Source organism: Thiomicrorhabdus sp. ZW0627 (genome assembly GCF_029767005.1).
Classification (GTDB): domain Bacteria; phylum Pseudomonadota; class Gammaproteobacteria; order Thiomicrospirales; family Thiomicrospiraceae; genus Thiomicrorhabdus.
Genome location: NZ_JARUQR010000001.1, coordinates 1124598 through 1144504, shown reverse-complemented (window position 1 = coordinate 1144504; position 19907 = coordinate 1124598). Strand labels below are relative to the sequence as shown.

The window sequence follows — 19907 nt, the reverse complement described above, 5'->3', positions numbered from 1 at the left end:
ATGGGTCGTGATAAGGAGGGTTATAGGTCGCCCCACAACATTTGTAGGCCGGCTAGAATGGTTGGTCCTGCGGTTTCAGTACGTAGGATTCTAGGACCGAGTCGGATAGGTGTCAGGCCTTTTTGAGTGGCTTGTTCAACTTCTTGCTCGGTCAGGCCGCCTTCAGGACCGATCAATAGGTGAATCGGCATGGATGCTTCAGGCTGACTGACGGTGTTTAGATTGTGCTGGGCGTAAGGATCGAGCGTGAGGCCGAAAACCGCTTCGTTCCCTAAGGATTCTAGCCAGGCCTGATAGGTCAGGATCGGCAGTATTTCCGGTACCAGGCAACGACCGCTCTGTTCGCAGGCGCTGATAACGATCGATTGCCATTGATCGCGACGCTTCTCGAGTTTATCGCTGCTGAGTTTGACTTCACAGCGATCGGAAAAGATCGGCTGGATTCGGGTAACACCCAATTCCACGGCCTTTTGCAGTGTGTAGTCCATGCGGTCTCCACGGGAGATGCTTTGTACCAGAACGGTATTGAGCGGGGACTCCACTTGCGGTTCCGACAGGCTTTCGATGCACAGGTCGGCACTGCGTCGTCCTGTGACAATCAGTGTTCCCATGGCTTGCAGTCCGTTGCCGTTGAACACCTCGACAGGATGTTGGTTTTTCAAACGCAATACCGTCAATACATAGTGAGTCTGCTCTTTGGTTAGAGCAATGACCTGTTTTGGAGCGTACTCGCCCGGTAGGTAGAGTCGAGGTATGCGCATGGTCCGAGAGCCTCTTACTGGCCTTTAAAACTCAACGCCTTGGCGATGTCCAAGGTCGGCTCAAGCTGGTTCATGCTGTAGAAATGAATCCCCGGAGCACCGGCATCTAGTAGGCGTTGCGACAGTTCGGTGACCACGTCTTGACCAAAGGCCATCAGGCTTTCCTTGTCGTCTTCGAAGCTTTCAAGGCGGCATTTCAACCAGCGAGGCACTTCCGCACCGCAGCCTTCCGAGAAACGGATCAGGTTTTCATAGTTGGTGATTGGCATGACGCCAGGTACGATTGGCAGATCAATGCCATGTTTTTCACAGTTGTCGATGAAGTATAAATAGCTGTCGACATTGTAGAAATATTGGGTGATGGCGGAATCGGCACCTTGATCAACTTTATGCTTAAACCACTTAATACCGATTTCGCAGTTACGCGCTTGTGGGTGGGTTTCCGGATAAGCAGCCACTTCCAAGTGGAAGGTGTCGCCTTTTTCGGCTTTGATGAACGCGATCAGATCACTGGCGTATTTGAATTCGCCCGGATCCATCATGCCTGAAGGTAGGTCTCCGCGCAGGGCGACAATGCGTTTAACGCCCATGGCTTCATAGGTGTTTAGCAGTTCCATCACGCTTTCTTCGGTTGCGCCGATGCAGGTGAGGTGCGGCGCCGCATCATAAGAAGTTTGTTCTTGAATGTAGCGCACCGTTTCCACGGTTTTCTCTTGAGTCGTTCCGCCTGCACCGTATGTCACAGACATGTATTCCGGATTTAATTGGCCATAGCCTTCAATCACGGCTTTCAGCTTTTCCGTACCTTGCTCTGTGCGCGGTGGGAAGAACTCTAAACTCAATTTTTGTGCATATTTTTGCTGAGACTTCATGCTCTAAACCTTGGTTTGGTGAAGTTGGAAAGCCACCAGGCCTGGTGGCTTTAATTTTAGCGATTTTATCAACCTCGAACAGGGGACTGTTCAGTGGTCTTTATTACAGACCGGCTGCTGCTCTTAGTGCATCCGCTTTGTCGGTTTTTTCCCAAGTGAATTCAGGAAGTTCGCGTCCAAAGTGGCCGTAAGAGGCGGTTTTCTGATAAATCGGACGATATAAGTCTAACATGCTAATCAGCCCTTTTGGTCGAAGATCGAAATGCTCTTGAACCAATTGGGTGATTAGTTCGATGGCGACTTTTTCCGTGCCGAAGGTTTCGATGCTGATCGACGTCGGTTCAGCAACACCGATTGCATAGGAAACCTGGATTTCACACTTGTCCGCCAAGCCGGCTGCAACGATGTTTTTTGCCACATAACGTCCAGCGTAAGCCGCAGAACGGTCAACCTTGGATGGATCTTTTCCGGAGAAAGCTCCGCCGCCGTGGCGGGCCATGCCGCCGTAGGTGTCGACGATAATCTTACGACCAGTCAAGCCGGCATCGCCCACCGGTCCGCCGATAACAAAACGTCCTGTTGGGTTGATGTGGTAAAGGGTGTCTTTGTGCAACCACTCTTCAGGCAGTACCGGTTTGATGATTTCGTCCATGACCGCTTCACGCAGAGTGTCGGTGTCGATTTCAGGGTTGTGCTGGGTAGACAATACCACTGCGTCGATAGCGACCGGCTTACCGTCTTCGTAGCGCAGAGTAACCTGGCTCTTCGCATCAGGGCGTAACCATGAAAGCAGACCGGATTTTCTGACGTGTGCTTGGCGCTCCATCAAGCGGTGTGCGTAGTGGATTGGAGCCGGCATCAGCTCTTCGGTTTCGTTTGATGCGTAACCGAACATCAAACCTTGGTCGCCGGCGCCTTGTTCGTGGTTGTCGTATTCGTCGACACCCATGGCGATTTCAGGCGACTGTTTCCCGATAGAGGAAAGTACTGCACAGGTTTCACCGTCGAATCCAAGGTCGCCGTGGTCGTAACCGATGTCTTTAACGACTTTTCGGACAAGCTCTTCCTGGTCTACCCAAGCTTCGGTGGTGATTTCGCCGCCGATTAGAACCATCCCGGTTTTGACGAAGGTTTCGCAAGCTACGCGCGCTCTAGGATCCTGTTCCAGAATGGCGTCAAGCATTGCGTCGGAAATCTGGTCGGCGATTTTGTCTGGGTGACCTTCTGAAACGGATTCAGAGGTAAATACGGTAGTTTTTGTCATGATTGTTCCTCGAAAGAAGTATTAAATTATTACGAGGTACGGAAAAATCGGCGGGAATAACGGTTTCCTCGCTTTAGCCGTACTTTTAATGCGCCCGCAAGCTGAAAGTCAAATCGGCGCTAACCTATTATTATCTCACTTGATTATATTTAGTCAATAATGGCCGTGAATTTTTTGGTGGCCCAGACGTATTTTCATGAAAATGTCATCTGGATGTCAGCCATTTGAAACATCAGGTGGATAAAATCTCTATTTCTTAGAATAAGTCGAATTTATCAAGGTGTTGAATTATGGTGGAGTGTAGTCAGTTTGAGGTGTTGCCTGTCAATGAGCAGCTAAAACACAGGCTATCGGATTCTTCGTTAGGTCGGGAGTTGTTGTCGATTTTTACGTTGAAGAATTTGACTCCCGTGTATCAACCGATCGTAGATATTCAAAATCGAAAAGTATTCGGTTTTGAAGCTCTGTCTCGAGGGCCTGAAAATTCGCCTTTGTATTGGCCTCTTCACTTGTTTCATGTGGCTGAAGAGCATGGCTGTTTGTTTGAAATGGATCTTCTGGCCCGTCAGATTGCCATTGAAAGTTATCATCAGTTCGACAAGAATGAATACCTGTTTGTTAATGTGACGGTTAATGCGTTGATGCAGAGTTCACATCGCCGCAGTCAAACGTTGGATTGTCTGCAAAGTCTCGGTATTGATGTTTCTCAGGTCGTAATCGAAATCACTGAGCTTCAGCCGGTTGAGGATTTTGATCTGTTCATCCAATCGATCAATCATTATCGTCATATGGGATTCAAGGTGGCGATCGATGATTTGGGTGGCGGTTACAACGGTCTGCGCATTTGGTCTGAAGTGAAGCCGGATTTCGTTAAGATCGACAAGCATTTCATTTTTGATCTGGCTGAAAATAAGGATAAACAGCGTTTCATCGAAACGATTTGTGCCTTGGCCAAAGGGCTGCATACCAAAGTCATTGCTGAAGGGGTGGAAGATGAAAAAACCTTAAAGGCTTTGGAAAAAATCGGCGTGGATTATGTTCAGGGGTATCTGTTTAAAAAGCCGCAACCTGAACCGACACTGAATTTGGATTATGTCTGGTCAAATGTTGTTGAGACAGACTTGCGTGAAAATGAAACGGCGGCCTGCCTGGTGCGGGAGACGCCAAGCATTCTTCCTGAGCTTCCGGTGAGTGAGATCACTGAGCTGTTTTTACAAAAGAGCGAACTGGATTATGTTCCGGTGGTTGAAGACGGTTTGGTGCTGGGAATGGTATGGCGTCGTGAGGTGATGGATCTGTTCGCCAGTCGTTTCGGTCGTGATCTTCATCAGCGTAAACCGGTAAAGAAAATCATGGATAAATCGCCCGTAACGATTGATGTGCAGATGCCTTTGGTTGAGCTCAGTCGTATCGTTACCGAATATGAAGGTAGCCACCGAGGGGATGTGTTTATTATCACCAAGAACAAACAATATCAGGGATGCGGTTGTTTCATTGATTTGCTGCGAGCCATGACCGATTTAAAAGTACAGAGCGCGCAGTACGCTAACCCATTATCCGGTTTGCCCGGCAATGTTCCGATTCAGAATACGATTCGCTCTTTCTTGAGCCGTCAAATCGATTTTATGGTGATCTATATCGATATGGATCATTTCAAACCATTTAACGACTTCTATAGTTTTGAGAGAGGTGATGACATCATTCGAAGTATGACCAAGATACTGCATCATCACACGAAAGAGAGTACCGACTTTATAGGGCATATCGGTGGTGACGACTTCATCATTATCTCTCCGAGAGTGAAGAAGTATCAGTCGATCTGCGAAGGAGTCTTGCATGAGTTCAGACAAGTGGTTCCAAGTTATTATGACGACGAGGACCGCAAGCGGGGAGCGATTAAGGCGGTGGATCGTGATGGCAAGGAGCGTCATTTTCCGATGATCAGCCTGTCACTTGGCGTGTTGCTTGTGGCCCCGGGTATGTTTAGTCACCAGCAGATGTTGACTTCTTATGCCACCCAGGCCAAAAAGAAAGCCAAATCCGAAGGCGGCAACACTTACTCGGTCATCGATTCAAAGAAATTGAATCTGGTACAGGGTTAAGTTACTAACTAGAAGATCTCTTCGATAGGAGTCGGTTTGTGGAAGTGGTAACCTTGCGCGTAGCCGATTCCGATTTCCTTTAACCAATCTGCAACTTGCGCTGTTTCAACAAACTCCGCTATCGACTGGATATGCATCTCTTGGCTGATCTGGTGGATCGCTTTCACCATCGCCGCATCCACTTTATCGTTCAGGACATCCAAAACAAAGCTACCGTCGATTTTGACATAGTCGACCGGAAGGGTTTTAAGCCAGCCGAATGAAGAGAAGCCGGATCCGAAATCATCCAAAGCGAGTCGGCAGCCGAAGTTCTTGATGCTATTCAAGAACGTAATACTCGCCGACATGTGAGTGATTGCCGTTGTTTCGGTGATTTCAAAGCAGATCTTCGAGTTAAAGTCGGGATTGGCGCTCAATAGTTCAAGAAGCTTATCGTTGAATTGGGTATTATCCAGTGACTGCCCTGAAATGTTAATGTTCAGATAGTTAATGTGTTCGGCATTGTCTTTAAGCCATTGCATGGCGTGTTCTACGATGTAAGTATCCAGTGTCGCCATCAGATTGAAACGCTCAGCGGCAGGCAAGAACTGGTCTGGAGTGATCAGACTGCCATCGTTAGACTTCAGGCGCACCAGGATTTCATAAGCCTTCTTGTCGGGAAGGCTCTGTAGAGGAATGATCTCCTGAGCGAACAGTACAAACTGTTCTTTCTCGACCGCTTGTTTGATTTTGTTGACCCAGTCAAGCTGAGAAAATTCCTTGGCTAACGTCTGGTCGTCTTCACGGAAGACGTGGATGCGGTTACGCCCATGGTCTTTGGCCAGGTAGCAGGCCATGTCCGCTTGACTCATCACCGTCGCCTTGCTGATAGAGCCTTGGATGTTTGCAATACCGATACTGGTGCCGATATCGAAAATTCGGTCTTCCCAGGTGAAGCGGTATTGTTCGACGCTGCTACGGACTTTTTCGGCAATTACTTCGGCGTTATCGGTCGGACATTTTTCAAGCAGGATCGCGAACTCGTCGCCGCCAAGGCGGGCGAGCAAATCGGTGTCACGAATCTGTTCGCTCAGGATTCTGGCAACCTGCTTAAGCAGTTCGTCACCGGCGGAGTGGCCGGCCGTATCGTTGACGATTTTGAACTGATCCAGGTCGATATAGATCAGGCTGTGCTGAACTTCCGGAGCTTGAAGTCCGGATTCAATCAATTCATCCAGTTTGTTTTCAAATGCTTGACGGTTGTACAGGCCGGTTAGGCTGTCGTGTAGGGCTTGCCAGGTCAGACGGTCTTTTAGTTTGCGTGCCTCTGTGGCATCGTGGAAAACCAGTACGGAACCGATGATGTCGCCGTTCTTGTCGATGATTGGAGCACCGGAATCTTCGATGGAAATTTTTTCGCCACCTCGGTTGATGAGAACCGTGTGGTTGGCTAAACCGATGATCTTACGCGTTTCCATACTTTTCAATGCCGGGTTAACCGCCGGTTCCATGGTGTACTCGTTGTAGATTCTGAATACGTTTTCCATAGGCTGGCCTTTGGCCGCGAAGTTGCCCCAACCAGTCAAGTGTTCCGATACCGGATTAAGGTAGGTGATCTTGCCTTCGCAGTCGGTGGTGATGACGCCGTCACCGATGGATTTAAGTGTGATTTCGGCGCGTTCTTTTTCAGCGTGTAGATCTCGCTCTTTCTCTTCCAGATTGGTCAGCATAGCTTGGAAATTTTCAGACAGGTTTTGCAACTCATCTCTTCGATTTAGTGAAATGCGGATGTTGCGTTCTCCGGCACGAACCCGTTGCGTGGCGTTAACAAGTTGATAAATGCCTTTGGTCAGACTGTTTCCCAGCAACCAAGCCATCAAGGTGCCGACAAGAATTGCAAATAGGGTGTAGAACAACCCTTCTTCCGTAATGTATCCGATGCTGTTTGCGATGTTTTGGCGGCTGATTTGTACACGGGCCCATCCGATAAGGGTAGAGTCGACAAAGATTGGTGCAGCTAAGTCTATTACCAGGTCGTCGTCAAAGAACGTGACCAGGTCAGTTGGATTGGGGTTTTTGATGAAGTCTGCATCAGAGATGTATTCCCCGGCTCTTTTCTCTTTGGGTTTTTCGTGGTTGTAATAACTGAGGATTTTGCCTTTCTCGTCGGTGATCATCGCGAACTTGAAATTGGCCTGCTGGGATTGCGAGGTAATAATTTCATCTAAGCCTGCCAAGTCGTTGGATAGAACCCAGGGGATACTGTTCGTGGCAAGGGTGCGGGCCATACCCGCTGTCGCCGCTTTAGATTCCGTGACCAGAAAGGCGTGTTGACGGCTGACCAGGTCGACAATGAATATGCTCATCAGAACCGCATGCACGGCAGCAATAGCATAAATTAATTTATGTTTGATTGAGCGGCTGTATAGATACTTTAACATGTGGTGTGAGAGGTCCTAATCATACATTGGTTTTAAAATTCAATCTCTTGGCCATCCGGGGTTTATAGGGGCCTTACCGTACGAGAGAAGTCGTTGATGAAATCCCTAACACTCTGGTACGTTCGATCGTTCGCTTTTTCGAAACAGGATAGATGCATTCTTTTCAAGGCAATGATTCCTTCCGGAGTTTTATGGAAGTCAGTCAGCGCGTTTTGCACTTTGCGGGCTAATTCTTCCGGAATGTCTTTGCGCACGACGATGCTGTTATTAGGGAGGGATTGGGTTTCCCAGATCACCTTGAGTTTATCTTTTATTTCAGGCCGTTCGTGTGTCAGGGCTTCCCATGGCGGCGGCCAGGTTGATCCGGCAGCGGTGTCGCCTCGATAGACATTCATGATTGAAGATTCTTGAGACCCTACGTAGTGGTTTTCAATGTCTTTACTGATGTTTAAGCCATGTTTTTGCAGGTAGTATTGTGGCAGCATGGTAGCCGCTAGGGCCGTTGGTGCAGGATAGCTGATGGATTTGCCTTTGAGATCGATCGGGGTTTTGATACCACTGTTTTTTTGTACCAGAATGATGCCTTTAAAATTCTGGTCGTCTCCCATTTTGGCGATGACTTTATAGTCGTGGTCGATTGCAATTAATGTCTGGTAAGGATTGGGTAGGGCAAAAGCAACTTTTTCTTGTTTGAGTTTGTTGTCGAAAGCTTTGTAGTTGCGAGAGGCTTCGAGTTTGAAATGCGCTTCCGGGATTCGTGCATTGAGGTATTCCATTAATGGTTGAAATACTTCGAAGAGTCGAGTGGGGTTATGTAATGGGTGAACGGCAAAAGTGTAATCGGGAATAGCGTTTTCAGGTGGTGGAACGAAAACCGGTGTATGATTGGCTTGAGATTCTTCAGAACACCCTGACAGTTGCGAAAGTAAACTTATAAAAAACACAATGATCAGGTGTTTCATATTTCAGGTTTCCGATTGATTTAAGTATATGCTAGATGCCGACTGTATTTGGTTTACGCTATATTTGCTTAACGGAATACCATTCTAGCAGACTGGTTTTATCATGTGCTAAAGTTTTTGTTAAAAGAAAGAATTTTGACTTCTATGAAAATAGTGTGGTTAAGTTATTGAAACATATAAAAAATGCGTGTATAGTTTACCGCTTTTCTAAAATTTAGAGTGCAAATATGACGCAAGCAATTCAGCCTCTAGTGGGCGTAATTATGGGTTCCAAGTCCGATTGGCCGACTATGAAGAATGCGGTCGACATGTTGGAACAGTTCAACGTGCCTTACGAAGTTAAGGTGGTCTCGGCACACCGTACGCCGGATCTGATGTTCGAGTATGCCGAGCAGGCCGAAGAGCGCGGATTGCAGGTGATCATTGCCGGTGCTGGTGGCGCGGCGCATCTTCCTGGCATGGTTGCGGCCAAAACCGTCGTGCCGGTTTTGGGTGTTCCAGTCCAGTCGCGTGCTTTGAGCGGTCAGGACTCTTTGTTGTCGATCGTTCAGATGCCGGGCGGCATTCCGGTTGGTACTTTGGCAATCGGTGATGCCGGAGCCAAAAACGCCGGAATCCTGGCGGCGCAGATGGTTGGTAACCAGGATGCGGCGATTCGTGAAGCGGTGAAAGCGTTCCGTGCGGAGCAGACACAGACCGTCCTGGAAAATCCGGATCCGCGCGTCGAATAAACCGTCGTACATAAAGTCGAATTCAAAACCGTAGTGTGCTATTTTTGCTAAAATAAGCCGCTACGGTTTTTTTGTTTGGAGAAAGTGGGATATGACCCCGTTTACAAAACGAATTGGTGTTTTAGGTGCCGGCCAGCTTGGCCGTATGTTGGCGATTGCGGGTTACCCGCTAGGCCAGAAATTCGGTTTCTATGGTATGAGCGACGACGAACCTTCCGCGTTGCTTGGCCACATGTATAAACAGGCTGACGATGTCGACAGTTTGCAGAAGCTGGTGGCGTTTGCCGATGTCATTACCTATGAAAGCGAAAACACCAGTGTGGAGCAGGTTCGTGAAATCGCCAAGACGACACCTGTCTATCCGGCTGAAAAATCGTTGTTTGTCTCTCAGCATCGTGGCCGTGAAAAGGGCATGTTCGATCAGTTGGAGATTCCGTGCGCGCCGTATCAAATCGTCGACTCCTTAGACAGTTTGAGAGTGGCGGTTGAAGAGATCGGTTTACCGGCGGTGCTTAAGACCACGACCGAAGGCTACGACGGCAAAGGTCAGTTCGTTCTGAAGGACAAGGATCAAATTGAACAGGCCTGGTCGGAAATCGGCGGTCGTGAATTGATTCTGGAAGGCTTTGTCGATTTCATCCGTGAGCTGTCGATCGTGGCGGTGCGCAATGCCGATAACGAGCATGTGTATTATCCGTTGGTGCAGAATGTGCACCATGAGGGGATTTTGCGTTATACCATCGCGCCAGCCCGAGATATTACGGAAGAAGTTCAGCAGCAGGCGGAAGCATACATGCAGCGCCTGTTGGATGAGTTGGATCATGTTGGCGTGTTGACGCTGGAGTTGTTTGAAACAACCGACGGCCTGGTGGCGAACGAGATGGCGCCGCGTGTGCATAACTCAGGGCACTGGACGATTGAAGGCGCTTTGACCAGCCAGTTTGAAAACCATGTGCGAGCAATCACCGGATTGCCGTTGGGGTCGACGGAGCCACGCCAGACGATTGCGGCGATGATCAATATCATCGGTGAAACCGGGCCTGTGGATAAGGTGTTGACAATGTCGAATGCATTCCTGCATCTGTATGACAAAGCGGAACGTAAAGGACGTAAACTTGGGCATATTAACTTGATTGCCGAAGACGAAGACAAGTTGTTCGAGATGTTCAATCAGCTAACGGATTTTCTGCCGAAATAAAAACTGAATCGCGGTTGTGAAAAAATCAACCGCTTTGCTTATCCGCATAAGTTAAAAGTTGACTGATGGTAGAGGCCAGTTCGGTGGGTAACAAACCGAGCTGGCCTTTTTGTTGGGCGAGTATGTCGCCCGCATGGGCGTGCAGGTTTACGCCTAGACAAGCGGCTTCGAACAGAGGTAGGCCTTGTGCGATCAGTCCGCCGATTGCCCCGGTTAAAACATCGCCCATGCCGCCGACCGCCATTCCTGGGTTGCCGGCCAGGCACATTTCCATGTTCTCTCCATCAAAGATCAGGCTGCCGTTACCCTTCAATACGACGACACCGCCATACTTTTTCTGAATGGCTTTGACTGCTTCAATCCGGTCTTGCTGAATCTCATCCGTTGTACAGCCAAGCATTTCCCCCGCTTCTCCCGGATGAGGTGTCAGTACCCAATTGTCCTGATGCTTGGGGTTTGCGGCTAGCAGCTTCAAGGCATCGGCATCGATGATCTTGAGTTGTGGTAATCGTGTCGCTTTCTCGAATAGGTTTTTGCCCCAGTCATTCAGTCCCAAGCCGGGACCGACCGCAATGGCCTTGGCATTTTGGGTTTGTTCTTCAAAAGCGGGTTCCGCATAGCACATCAATTCAGGAAGCGCCTGTGTCAGGGCAATGCCGTGTTCTTCATGGGAAATGACTTTGACCAGGCCTGCTCCGACTTTTAAACTCGCCAGGCCTGCCATTTGGATGGCGCCCATCATATGATGATCACCGCCAATCAGGCAGACGCTGCCAGCCGATCCTTTGTGACTGGTTTTGGGGCGATTCGGTAATTGGTTTAACCAATATTTGAGTGGATGGTTTGCTGCAACCGGAGTTTGAGTTTCCAGAATACTTTGTTCCAGAAAGAGCGGGCTGTAATGGACTTTGCCCGAATAGTCCGCGCCATTGAATTGGTAGAGGCCGAGTTTTCGGGTGATGAAGGTGCAGGTATGATTGGCTTTTACCGCGCAGCCGAGTACGGTTCCTTTGTCGGCCGAAAGACCGCTGGGGATGTCGAGCGCGATGACCGGTTTTCCGCTGGCGTTGATGTATTCGATCCATTCGGCCGCTTGGTTTTGAATCGGGCGGTCGAGTCCAGTGCCGAACAGGGCGTCGATGATGACATCACACGTTTTGAAAGCGTCCGTTTGGAAAGAGGCGGGCTTGACGCCCAAGGATTCAAGTTCCCGGTAGGCCTGTAGGGCATCGTTTTTGAGCGCATCGGCCTGACCGTTCAAAAGTAGCTCGACTTTCAGTCCCGCCATGACGGCGAGCTGCGCCACCACAAAGCCGTCACCGCCGTTATTACCTGTGCCGCAGACAATTAACAGACGTTGGGCGTTTGGGTATTGATTTTGCAGGGTTTGAAAAGCGAACAGGCCTGCTCGCTTCATCAGTAACAGGCCGGGAATGCCTTTCTGTTCAATGGCAAGGCGGTCAATTGCCCGGCTCTGGGCTGCGTCGTGAAAGTAGAGGGTCATGCTCGTTTCCCCCGTATCGGTTTAGACGAATAGTGTCAGTAACAGGACACCGAATAGGATTCTATAAATCCCGAAGGCATTGAAGGTGAACCGTTGCAGGAACGCCAAAAACAACTTCATGGTTGCGTAAGCGACTACGAACGACACCACAAAACCAACGGCCAGAGGAGTGAAGCTACTGTTGGCAAATTCCTGATAGTGTTTAAGGAAGTCGTAACCGGAAGCCGCAGCCAGTACCGGCAGTGCTAAAAGGAATGAAAATTCGGCACTGGTCTTTCGGTTCAGTCCGGTCAGCATGCCGCCGACAATGCTGGCGCCGGCACGGCTGGTTCCCGGAACAAGAGCGAATACCTGGGCGATACCGATCCATGCGGCCTGTTTGTAGCTGATTTTGTTTAGATCGTCGGTTTTGTGCTCGTCTTCCTTGTAGACGCGCTCCAGTAGCAGAAAGATCAAACCGCCGACGATGAAGCCCCAGGCGACGATCTCTACACTGAACAGTGCTTTGATGACGTCACTGAACAAGAAACCGACTGCACCGATCGGAATGAAGGCTATTGCAACTTTAGTCCAAAGTGGCCATTGGCTGAGGCGGAAGTGTTCGCGGTAATTGAAGATAACCGCGAAAATCGCCGCGAGCTGAATAATGACTTCAAAAGCTGTGTTTTGATCGGTCTGCTGCAACCCAAGCCAGTCGCTGACAACAATTAAGTGGCCCGTTGAGGAGATCGGTAAGAACTCGGTCAGCCCTTCGATGATCCCTAAAATAATCGCTTGATAGATTTCCATTCTGTTTCCTCTGTTACGGTCGACTTAAGCGTTTACAGTTGATGGCGCAGGTCGCGCATTTCAAATCCCATCAGTTTAACATCAAGTTGCTTGCTGAGCGCGATGACCTTGAAGGTTTCCCCCATTTCGTTCGGCAGGGTCAAGGTCTTGATCTGTTGGGCGATGCGGATTTGTTCGGTGATTGGCATGTTTGGATCGGAAGACATTTCCAGCAGGCCTGTTCCCATTAAAAAGTGCGCTTGAGTCGTGAAGCCGGCTACTTTCAGGTTGCTGTCGTAAGCCGCTTCGGCCACGGCCGTGAAGTCGACGTGAGCTGTGATGTCTTGCAGTCCTGGGTAGAAGAACGGATTGCTGTGTGCTCTATGCTGGAAGTGACAGCGTAAGGTTCCCATGACTCGGGCCGGTTGGTAGTATTCCTGGCGCGTGTAGCCGTAGTCGATCAAAAGGATGACCCCTTGCGACAGACTATCACTCAACGACTTTAGCCAAGGGTGAATGTTGAGATTGATTTCGGTTTCGTAGCCGAGTTCGGACACTTCGCCAATGTGATTGATTAACTGGTTGGCGAACTGTTGTAATTTTTTCTCAGTGATTTTTCGATAATCCCAACCAAATTGTTGAGTGTCTTCATTGTATTGAACGAAGCCTTGCAGAGCCTGTTGCGGTTCGATACGGATGCGTTCGAACGGCATCGCATCCAACACCTCATTCGCCAGAACGACTGCCGGAATTGGCGTTTTTGGTAAGCTGTCCAGCCAGATCACTTTTTCATACAAGTCGTCCGGCAGGTTTTCCCTGAGTGTAAACCGCTGACGTTCGCGCAAGTCGGCGCTGAGCTCGATGATGTAGTAGTTTTCCAGAGGTTGTTCCTGAGCTTCGAGTTCCAGCAGGATGTCTTTCGCCATAGTGCCTTGTCCGGCACCGAATTCGACAATGTTGGGGGTGTCGAGTTTGTTCAGCACTTGTATGGCTTGTCGGGCGATGCATCGTGAAAAGATTGGCGACACTTCCGGGGCGGTGATGAAATCGCCCTGCTCTCCGATTTTTGGCAGGCCGCTGGCGTAATAACCCAGTCCCGGCGTGTAGAGGGCCATCTCCATGAACTGGGAAAAACGCATATCCGGATGACGGCGAAGACTACGTTGGATTTTTTCGCTGAGTTGGGAGCTATGTTCTTTAGCTTCGTTTGAGGGTTCTGGTAAGGTGTTGTTGGCTTTCATACGGGTTAGGAGGATGTTCTCAAAGTAGAGTGTGGTATTATGCTATAAAGTGGTTGAAACCACTAGGGAATATGTAGATAAAGCGGTGAGGATCATGAAGGTTGGCATTCAAAAGTTGCATGAAAATGAGTGGCAGGTGAATATGGGATGTGCGTCCGTGAAAATGGACCGATTTTCCGTTGCGCTTCTTCACATTACTTTGGAGCACCTTCTGGCATTGGAGCACGGCCAGAGCCATTCAACCTTGAAAAGTTACGTGAAGCTGGGTTTGAAACTGGATGATTTGGATGATTTGGGTCTGCAGAAGGTTTTAAGTGAAGTGGATAGTAAGGCGGTTCTGGATTTGGTGATGCTGGCCGAGCAGCCTGAATTTACCGATCGGGTTTTGAAAAATCTGGGGGGCATTCTCGCCAAACAGTTGAAGGCCGATCTGGATTCGAACAATATGCCGGAAGAGCAGCAGGCGAAAGAGTCGATCCAGCATATCATTGAGAAAATGTTTGATTTGGAAGCCAGCGGTAAGATCGAATTCATCAAAGAAGATACGCAATATATTTAGCCAGGTGGGCGTTAAGATTATGGAAATTTCAGCTAAGCGCGACGAAAGCGGTGAATATCAGTTGGAAATGGGGCCGGTGACTCTAGCCTTGCCGCCGCAGGTTATCGAAGCTTTGCACTCTGTGATTGATAAGCGGCTCAATCAGTTCAGTGAAGAGGAAGCACTGTTGTTGGATAAGAAGCTCCAAGCGTATAAAGCTTTAGCAACAAAAATGTGTGCTGTCGACGATCGTATTTTCCAGACTTTTGCCCCACAAATTACTTCCGAACAGCTGGTGACACTGGTTCGGTTGGGAGAGGGGGATTCTTTGCGCGAGAAAGTGTTACGGAACCTGTCTCGGCAGAACCAGCGTTTGTTCGAAGAGGAATTCGAGCTACATGACAAGATTACGGTTCAGCACGCGTGTCTTTATATGGAACAATTGGTGCCGTTAATCAAAAAAGCGGTGCAGCGTCAGAAAGAAATTCAGCAAGAGATGGAGTAAGCCGTCTTCTCAACAGCCTGAACTGCTTCTTAAGCAGACGGCCTTTCCCTGTTAATAATCAATCCGACCGTTTCAGTCTCTTCGACCGCTTGTGGTTTGCTGACTTTTAAACGAATCTTTCTTACTGCCGAGTGATGGCTAAAGATATGCTCGCAGATGGCTTCAACCAGACTTTCCAGTAGTTCATAACGGCTTTCTTCCACTAACTCCAGGACTTCATCCGATACCTGTTTGTAATCGACGGTGTCTTCAATGGCGTCGCTTTTCGCTGCTTTACCAATGGGCAGTTGCATTTCGATATCGAAAATCAGCGGTTGACGGTTTTGGCGTTCCCATTCGTAGATGCCGATGATGGCTTGGGTTTTAAGTCCCTGGATAAAGATCGTGTCCATGCGTTTTCTGTCCATTCGGCAAGTTGAAGGCCGTGTTTAAAGGATTTATCTGAACGCTTATTATCTACTTCTAGTAAAATCATTCAATCTCAAAGTTCAGGCTTGCTAGTACCAAGGCGGGTAATAAGAAGGTTATACACAAATGGAATTAACGGCGATTTTATTTTTGGTCGGAGCGTATTTGTTAGGCTCTTTGTCATCGGCAATCATTGTATGTAAGCTGATGGGATATGACGATCCGCGTCAAGGCGGTTCAGGGAATCCGGGGGCGACCAACGTTAAACGACTTTACGGCAATAAGCCGGCGGCGATCACTTTGATCGGCGATATGTTAAAAGGGGTCTTGCCGGTTGCGGTTGCGCATTGGGCGGCATTGTCCCCCGAAGCGATCGTGCTGGTCGGCTTTGCGGCGTTCATCGGGCATCTTTATCCGGTGTTTTTCGGCTTTCACGGCGGAAAAGGTGTCGCTACCATGCTGGGTGTCATGTTCGGTTTGTCGTTGCCGATTGGTTTGGCCGTTGCTGGAACCTGGCTGTTTGTCGCTAAGGTGTTGAAAATTTCTTCTCTATCGGCTTTGATTGCGACCGCATTGGCGCCGGTGTATGTCTATTTTCTGTCCGGCGAAGTGAGTTGGACAGCAGTGACTTTAGTGATGACTATGATTCTGTTCTGGCGCCATAAAGGAAATATCCAGCGTTTGTTGAGTGGCGAAGAAAGCCGCATCAAAAATACGCCGGAAAAAGAGTGATTTAATCTGGGCAGGTCTGTCTTTTTAGATTGCAGGCAGGTCTTCCAGCGACCATCTAGGCGTGGTGGCAAAATTCAAATCGTTGTGCTGGCCCGCTTGTAAACGCTGTGCTCCGGCGTAGGCGATCATGGCACCGTTGTCGGTGCAGAACTCCAAACGTGGGTAGAACACTTCTCCTCTACGTTTTTTCATCAAACTGTCTAGTTTGGCTCGGATCTCGCGGTTAGCGCTGACTCCGCCCGAGACGACCAGTCGATTCAAGCCTTCCTGTTCCAAAGCACGCTTGCATTTGATGCTCAATGTATCGGCCACCGCCAGTTCAAAAGCACGGCAGATGTCGGCTTTGGTTTGGTCGGTTGCATCGCCCTTTTCAACGGCATCTTGCCAGGTATTTAATGTGTAGGTCTTGAGGCCGCTGAAGCTCATGTCCAAACCGGGACGGTCGACCATCGGACGAGGAAATTTATAACGGGTCGCGTCACCCTTTAATGCCAGGTTGGATACGTTCGGGCCGCCGGGATATCCCAGGTCCAGCATTTTAGCTGTTTTGTCGAAGGCTTCGCCGGCCGCATCGTCAAGCGTGTCGCCTAGGACTTTGTAGCGGCCGATACCATCGACCCGGATGATCATGCTATGTCCGCCGGAGACCAAAAGACAGATAAACGGGAATTCGGGTTGGGTTTCTTCCAGCATAGGTGCGAGTAAGTGGCCTTCCATATGATGGATTCCAACCGCGGGAACTTGCCAGGCATAGGCTAAACTGCGTGCAACCGACGCACCGGCGAGAAGTGCGCCCATCAATCCCGGACCGGCCGTGTAGGCGACGCCTTGGATTTCGGCAGGTTTTACCTTCGCATCTTCTAATGTCTGCAGGATGAGCGGGGCGAGTTTTTGGATATGATCGCGTGAGGCCAGTTCGGGTACAACTCCACCGTATTGGGCATGCAGTTCCATCTGGGTATATAATGTATGGGCTATAAGGCCTTTTTCGGTATGGTAAAGTGCGACACCTGTCTCATCGCAGGAGCTTTCTATACCTAGAACTAAAAGAGAATCTGTCATGTTTGTTACCCAACGCCATCAAAGTGGCTGAATTTTAACAAAATAATCGTCTTTTATTGGAAAAAGGTTTGCAAAAAAGTAATTGGAAATTTATAATTCCACGTTTTCCGCTGTCTCCTTTAATCTTGAGAGGGATGACATGAACCGAATTCAAAAAATTTAATAGGTAATAGTATGCCAAGCGTAAAAATCAGAGATACAGAACCATTTGACGTAGCACTACGTCGTTTTAAGCGTGCTTGCGAAAAAGCAGGTGTGTTAACTGAAGCGCGTAAGCGCGAGTTTTATGAAAAGCCAACTTGGGCTCGTAAGCGCATGAAAGCGGCCGCTGTTAAGCGTCTAGCTAAGCGTTTGTCGCGTGAGAACCGTCGTACAACTCGTATGTACTAAGAGCGGAGTGATTCGTGTCTAGTGAGTTGAAAGCACAACTGACGGCATCCATGAAGGATGCCATGAAGGCAAAAGAGAAAGAACGCTTGGTCGTTATTCGCTCTATGCTTGCTGCGGTTAAACAGGTTGAAATCGACAATCAAGTAGAATTGGACGATGCAGGAGTGTTGGCTGTTCTGGATAAAGCCATGAAACAGCGTCGCGACGCTCAGCAACAGTATATGGATGCCGATCGTCCGGATCTTGCTGAGCAAGAAGCCTATGAGATGACGGTGATTCAAGACTTTATGCCGCAAGCATTGACGGAAGACGAGATCAGTCAGCTTATCGACGAGGCCGTGGCGGAGACGGGTGCGAGTTCCATGCAGGACATGGGCAAGGTCATGGCCCAGCTGAAACCTCAGATGCAAGGCCGTGCAGATATGGGCGCGGTCAGCAAGTTGATCAAAGCCAAGTTGGGCTAACAGCTTTTTACTGGACTCGTAAGAGTCATTTCTATAAAAACCTGTCAATTGAAAAGTTGGCGGGTTTTTTGCGTTTTAAGGGGTGTGTATTTTTCTGTGGATAAGGTGTGAGTAATGGCGAATCAAACGGGTTCCATTCCGCGTTCCTTTATCGAGAACTTGTTGGCTCGAGCCGATGTCGTGCAAGTTATCAATCAGCGAGTTCCGCTGAAAAAAGCAGGTGCCACCTATAAGGCCTGTTGTCCTTTTCATGACGAGAAAACCCCGTCCTTCAATGTTAATCCGACTAAACAGTTCTACCACTGCTTCGGTTGCGGCGCGAGCGGCGATGCCCTGAAATTTATGATGGAGTATGACGGTCTTTCGTTTGTAGAGGCGGTTGAGGCACTTGCGGCCCAGTACGGTATGGAAGTTCCGAGGGAGAAATTATCCCCTCAGCAGCAGGCGGTCCAGCAGGTCAAGCAGCAAAAGCAGCGGGATTTGTATGACGTCATGCATTTGGCTGCCAAATTTTACCGCCATCAGCTAAGGGATCATCCCGCTTCAGCAGAGGCCAAAAGCTACCTGAAAGCAAGGGGCTTGAGTGCTGAAATCGCCAAGGAGTATGTGATCGGCTTTGCACCTCCGGGATGGGATAGTCTGGTTTCCGGGCTGCATGCAGATGCGAAACTTAAGCAGCAGTTGGTGGAAGTCGGCATGTTGGTGGAAAAGGATGACGGCAAAATTTATGATCGTTTCCGTCACCGTATTATGTTTCCGATCCGTGACGGGCGTGGACGCGTGGTGGCCTTCGGCGGGCGTGTGCTGGGCGACGATCAGCCTAAATACCTTAACTCGCCTGAAACGCCAATTTTCCATAAGAGTTATGCACTCTATGGTCTTTATGAGATGCGCCAGACACGTGAAAAGTTTGATCATATCTTGGTAGTGGAAGGCTACATGGATGTGGTTGCTCTGGCGCAGTTCGGGTTGCGCAACGCTGTAGCAACTTTGGGGACGGCTACGACTGCAGATCATTTAGCGATGCTGTTTCGTCAGGTCAATGAAGTTGTGTTTTGTTTCGATGGAGACCAGGCTGGTTTGAAAGCGGCATGGAAGGCTATGGAGCTTTCTCTTCCGTTGATGGAAGGTGAGCGTTCGGTGAAGTTCCTGTTCTTGCCGGAAGGTGAAGATCCGGATTCGATGGTTCGAAAAGAGGGCTTGGAAGCATTTCGCACCCGAGTTGGGAATGCGCTTTCATTGTCCGACTTCCTGTTGCAGGGATTGCAGGGCAAGTTGTCGTTTCCGGTGAATTCCATCGAAGGGCGTCAGCAAATGGTTTCGTTGGCAACGCCGTTCGTGCAGTTGGCAAAAGGTTTGTACCAGTATTTGCTGGTAGAAGGTTTGTCGGAGTTGGTTGGTTTGCCGGCATGGCGTCTGGAGAAGCAGTTGAATGTGTATTCCGGTTTCGCCGGAGGCAAAAAGGACAACTTTAAACCGGCAAAAGTGTCTTCGGCGCCTGTTAGTAGAGTAGTGACTCTGCCGTTGAAATTGGTTCGAATTCTATTGCGTAGGCCTGGGTGGGCAGAATTTTTTCCGGAAAATTTTTCGAAAGACCTTTTAAAAACGAACAATCGTGACTATCAAGTACTGGGCGGAGCGATTAAAAGTATTGTAGAGCACTCTTTTATAGCCGAATCTGCACTACATTGGTTAGCGCAAAACGGTTTTCAATCAGAGTTGGAATTGATTCAGCAATCGGAGTTACCCGATGACGATCAATTTCTGAGGGCGGAGTTTGATGTGGCCATTGTCGCATTGGCGGTCGCTTTGGATGAAGAGAAGCTTGGTCGATCCGGTTGGGATTTAACCGAGATGATAAAATTGCAGAGCTTGGCCGGTGAGAAGTAGTCGAAATTGGTTTACGAGTTGCTTGCAATTTAACTAAGGTAATCTTTTTTAAAGAATTTACAGGTAAAATCAAAGAAATTTGAGTATAATAACGG

General features: G+C 49.0%; 19 protein-coding genes. 9 read left to right on the top strand and 10 right to left on the bottom strand.

The window, feature by feature from the left end:
* Positions 1 to 20: 20 nt before the first annotated feature.
* From QCB45_RS05455 to metK, 3 genes are all read right to left on the bottom strand, one after another.
* Positions 21 to 761, bottom strand: coding sequence for a 16S rRNA (uracil(1498)-N(3))-methyltransferase (locus QCB45_RS05455; RefSeq protein WP_279419833.1), 741 nt, complete (start codon positions 759 to 761; stop codon positions 21 to 23).
* Positions 762 to 775: 14 nt separating this feature from the next.
* Positions 776 to 1633 (bottom strand): methylenetetrahydrofolate reductase [NAD(P)H], encoded by an 858-nt coding sequence (gene metF, locus QCB45_RS05450; RefSeq protein ID WP_279419832.1) that lies wholly within the window; start codon positions 1631 to 1633, stop codon positions 776 to 778.
* 103 nt (positions 1634 to 1736) lie between these two features.
* Positions 1737 to 2897 carry a methionine adenosyltransferase gene (gene metK, locus QCB45_RS05445; RefSeq protein ID WP_279419831.1) on the bottom strand — a complete coding sequence of 387 codons (1161 nt, stop codon included), beginning with the start codon at positions 2895 to 2897 and terminating at the stop codon, positions 1737 to 1739.
* 290 nt (positions 2898 to 3187) lie between these two features.
* Between metK and QCB45_RS05440 the strand changes: the two genes are divergently transcribed.
* The gene (locus QCB45_RS05440) at positions 3188 to 4999 is read left to right on the top strand and encodes an EAL and GGDEF domain-containing protein (RefSeq protein ID WP_279419830.1); all 1812 of its coding nucleotides are present in this window, start codon (positions 3188 to 3190) and stop codon (positions 4997 to 4999) included.
* Positions 5000 to 5007: 8 nt separating this feature from the next.
* On the opposite strand, the gene QCB45_RS05435 is transcribed toward QCB45_RS05440, so the two are convergent.
* Positions 5008 to 7419 (bottom strand): EAL domain-containing protein, encoded by a 2412-nt coding sequence (locus QCB45_RS05435; RefSeq protein WP_279419829.1) that lies wholly within the window; start codon positions 7417 to 7419, stop codon positions 5008 to 5010.
* A 62-nt stretch (positions 7420 to 7481) separates the two neighbouring features.
* Positions 7482 to 8381 (bottom strand): phosphate/phosphite/phosphonate ABC transporter substrate-binding protein, encoded by a 900-nt coding sequence (locus QCB45_RS05430; RefSeq protein WP_279419828.1) that lies wholly within the window; start codon positions 8379 to 8381, stop codon positions 7482 to 7484.
* Positions 8382 to 8620: 239 nt separating this feature from the next.
* Between QCB45_RS05430 and purE the strand changes: the two genes are divergently transcribed.
* Both purE and QCB45_RS05420 read left to right on the top strand, forming a co-directional pair.
* Positions 8621 to 9112 (top strand): 5-(carboxyamino)imidazole ribonucleotide mutase, encoded by a 492-nt coding sequence (purE, locus tag QCB45_RS05425; protein ID WP_279420016.1) that lies wholly within the window; start codon positions 8621 to 8623, stop codon positions 9110 to 9112.
* A gap of 91 nt (positions 9113 to 9203) precedes the next feature.
* A complete protein-coding gene (locus tag QCB45_RS05420; protein ID WP_279419827.1) occupies positions 9204 to 10310 on the top strand; it encodes a 5-(carboxyamino)imidazole ribonucleotide synthase in 1107 nt (368 codons plus the stop codon).
* A gap of 25 nt (positions 10311 to 10335) precedes the next feature.
* Here QCB45_RS05420 and QCB45_RS05415 read toward each other — a convergent pair whose 3' ends face one another.
* From QCB45_RS05415 to QCB45_RS05405, 3 genes are read right to left on the bottom strand one after another with little or no spacing between them, the layout of a single operon-like run.
* On the bottom strand, positions 10336 to 11814 hold the full coding sequence (locus QCB45_RS05415) for an NAD(P)H-hydrate dehydratase (protein ID WP_279419826.1): 1479 nt from the start codon (positions 11812 to 11814) through the stop codon (positions 10336 to 10338).
* Between the two features lie 21 nt (positions 11815 to 11835).
* Positions 11836 to 12603, bottom strand: coding sequence for an undecaprenyl-diphosphate phosphatase (locus tag QCB45_RS05410; protein WP_279419825.1), 768 nt, complete (start codon positions 12601 to 12603; stop codon positions 11836 to 11838).
* Between the two features lie 32 nt (positions 12604 to 12635).
* A complete protein-coding gene (locus tag QCB45_RS05405) occupies positions 12636 to 13823 on the bottom strand; it encodes an SAM-dependent methyltransferase (protein WP_279419824.1) in 1188 nt (395 codons plus the stop codon).
* A 94-nt stretch (positions 13824 to 13917) separates the two neighbouring features.
* On the opposite strand from QCB45_RS05405, the gene QCB45_RS05400 reads away from it, so the two are divergent.
* Positions 13918 to 14382, top strand: a complete 465-nt coding sequence (locus tag QCB45_RS05400) for a FliG C-terminal domain-containing protein (RefSeq protein ID WP_279419823.1) — start codon at positions 13918 to 13920, stop codon at positions 14380 to 14382.
* A gap of 19 nt (positions 14383 to 14401) precedes the next feature.
* Positions 14402 to 14866, top strand: a complete 465-nt coding sequence (locus QCB45_RS05395) for a FliG C-terminal domain-containing protein (RefSeq protein ID WP_279419822.1) — start codon at positions 14402 to 14404, stop codon at positions 14864 to 14866.
* Between the two features lie 29 nt (positions 14867 to 14895).
* On the opposite strand, the gene folB is transcribed toward QCB45_RS05395, so the two are convergent.
* Positions 14896 to 15258, bottom strand: coding sequence for a dihydroneopterin aldolase (gene folB / locus QCB45_RS05390; RefSeq protein WP_279419821.1), 363 nt, complete (start codon positions 15256 to 15258; stop codon positions 14896 to 14898).
* Positions 15259 to 15400: 142 nt separating this feature from the next.
* On the opposite strand from folB, the gene plsY reads away from it, so the two are divergent.
* Entirely contained in the window at positions 15401 to 16006 is a 606-nt protein-coding gene (gene plsY / locus QCB45_RS05385; RefSeq protein WP_279419820.1) for a glycerol-3-phosphate 1-O-acyltransferase PlsY, read from the top strand.
* 24 nt (positions 16007 to 16030) lie between these two features.
* Here plsY and tsaD read toward each other — a convergent pair whose 3' ends face one another.
* Positions 16031 to 17068: a tRNA (adenosine(37)-N6)-threonylcarbamoyltransferase complex transferase subunit TsaD gene (gene tsaD, locus QCB45_RS05380; protein WP_279419819.1), complete on the bottom strand. Its 1038-nt coding sequence runs from the start codon at positions 17066 to 17068 to the stop codon at positions 16031 to 16033.
* Positions 17069 to 17242: 174 nt separating this feature from the next.
* On the opposite strand from tsaD, the gene rpsU reads away from it, so the two are divergent.
* The 3 genes from rpsU (at position 17243) to dnaG (ending at position 19812) form a co-directional block, all read left to right on the top strand.
* Positions 17243 to 17458: a 30S ribosomal protein S21 gene (rpsU, locus tag QCB45_RS05375; RefSeq protein ID WP_279419818.1), complete on the top strand. Its 216-nt coding sequence runs from the start codon at positions 17243 to 17245 to the stop codon at positions 17456 to 17458.
* 14 nt (positions 17459 to 17472) lie between these two features.
* On the top strand, positions 17473 to 17922 hold the full coding sequence (locus QCB45_RS05370; RefSeq protein ID WP_279419817.1) for a GatB/YqeY domain-containing protein: 450 nt from the start codon (positions 17473 to 17475) through the stop codon (positions 17920 to 17922).
* Between the two features lie 114 nt (positions 17923 to 18036).
* Complete coding sequence (gene dnaG / locus QCB45_RS05365; RefSeq protein ID WP_279419816.1) at positions 18037 to 19812, top strand: DNA primase; 1776 nt, start codon at positions 18037 to 18039, stop codon at positions 19810 to 19812.
* Positions 19813 to 19907 lie beyond the last annotated feature (95 nt).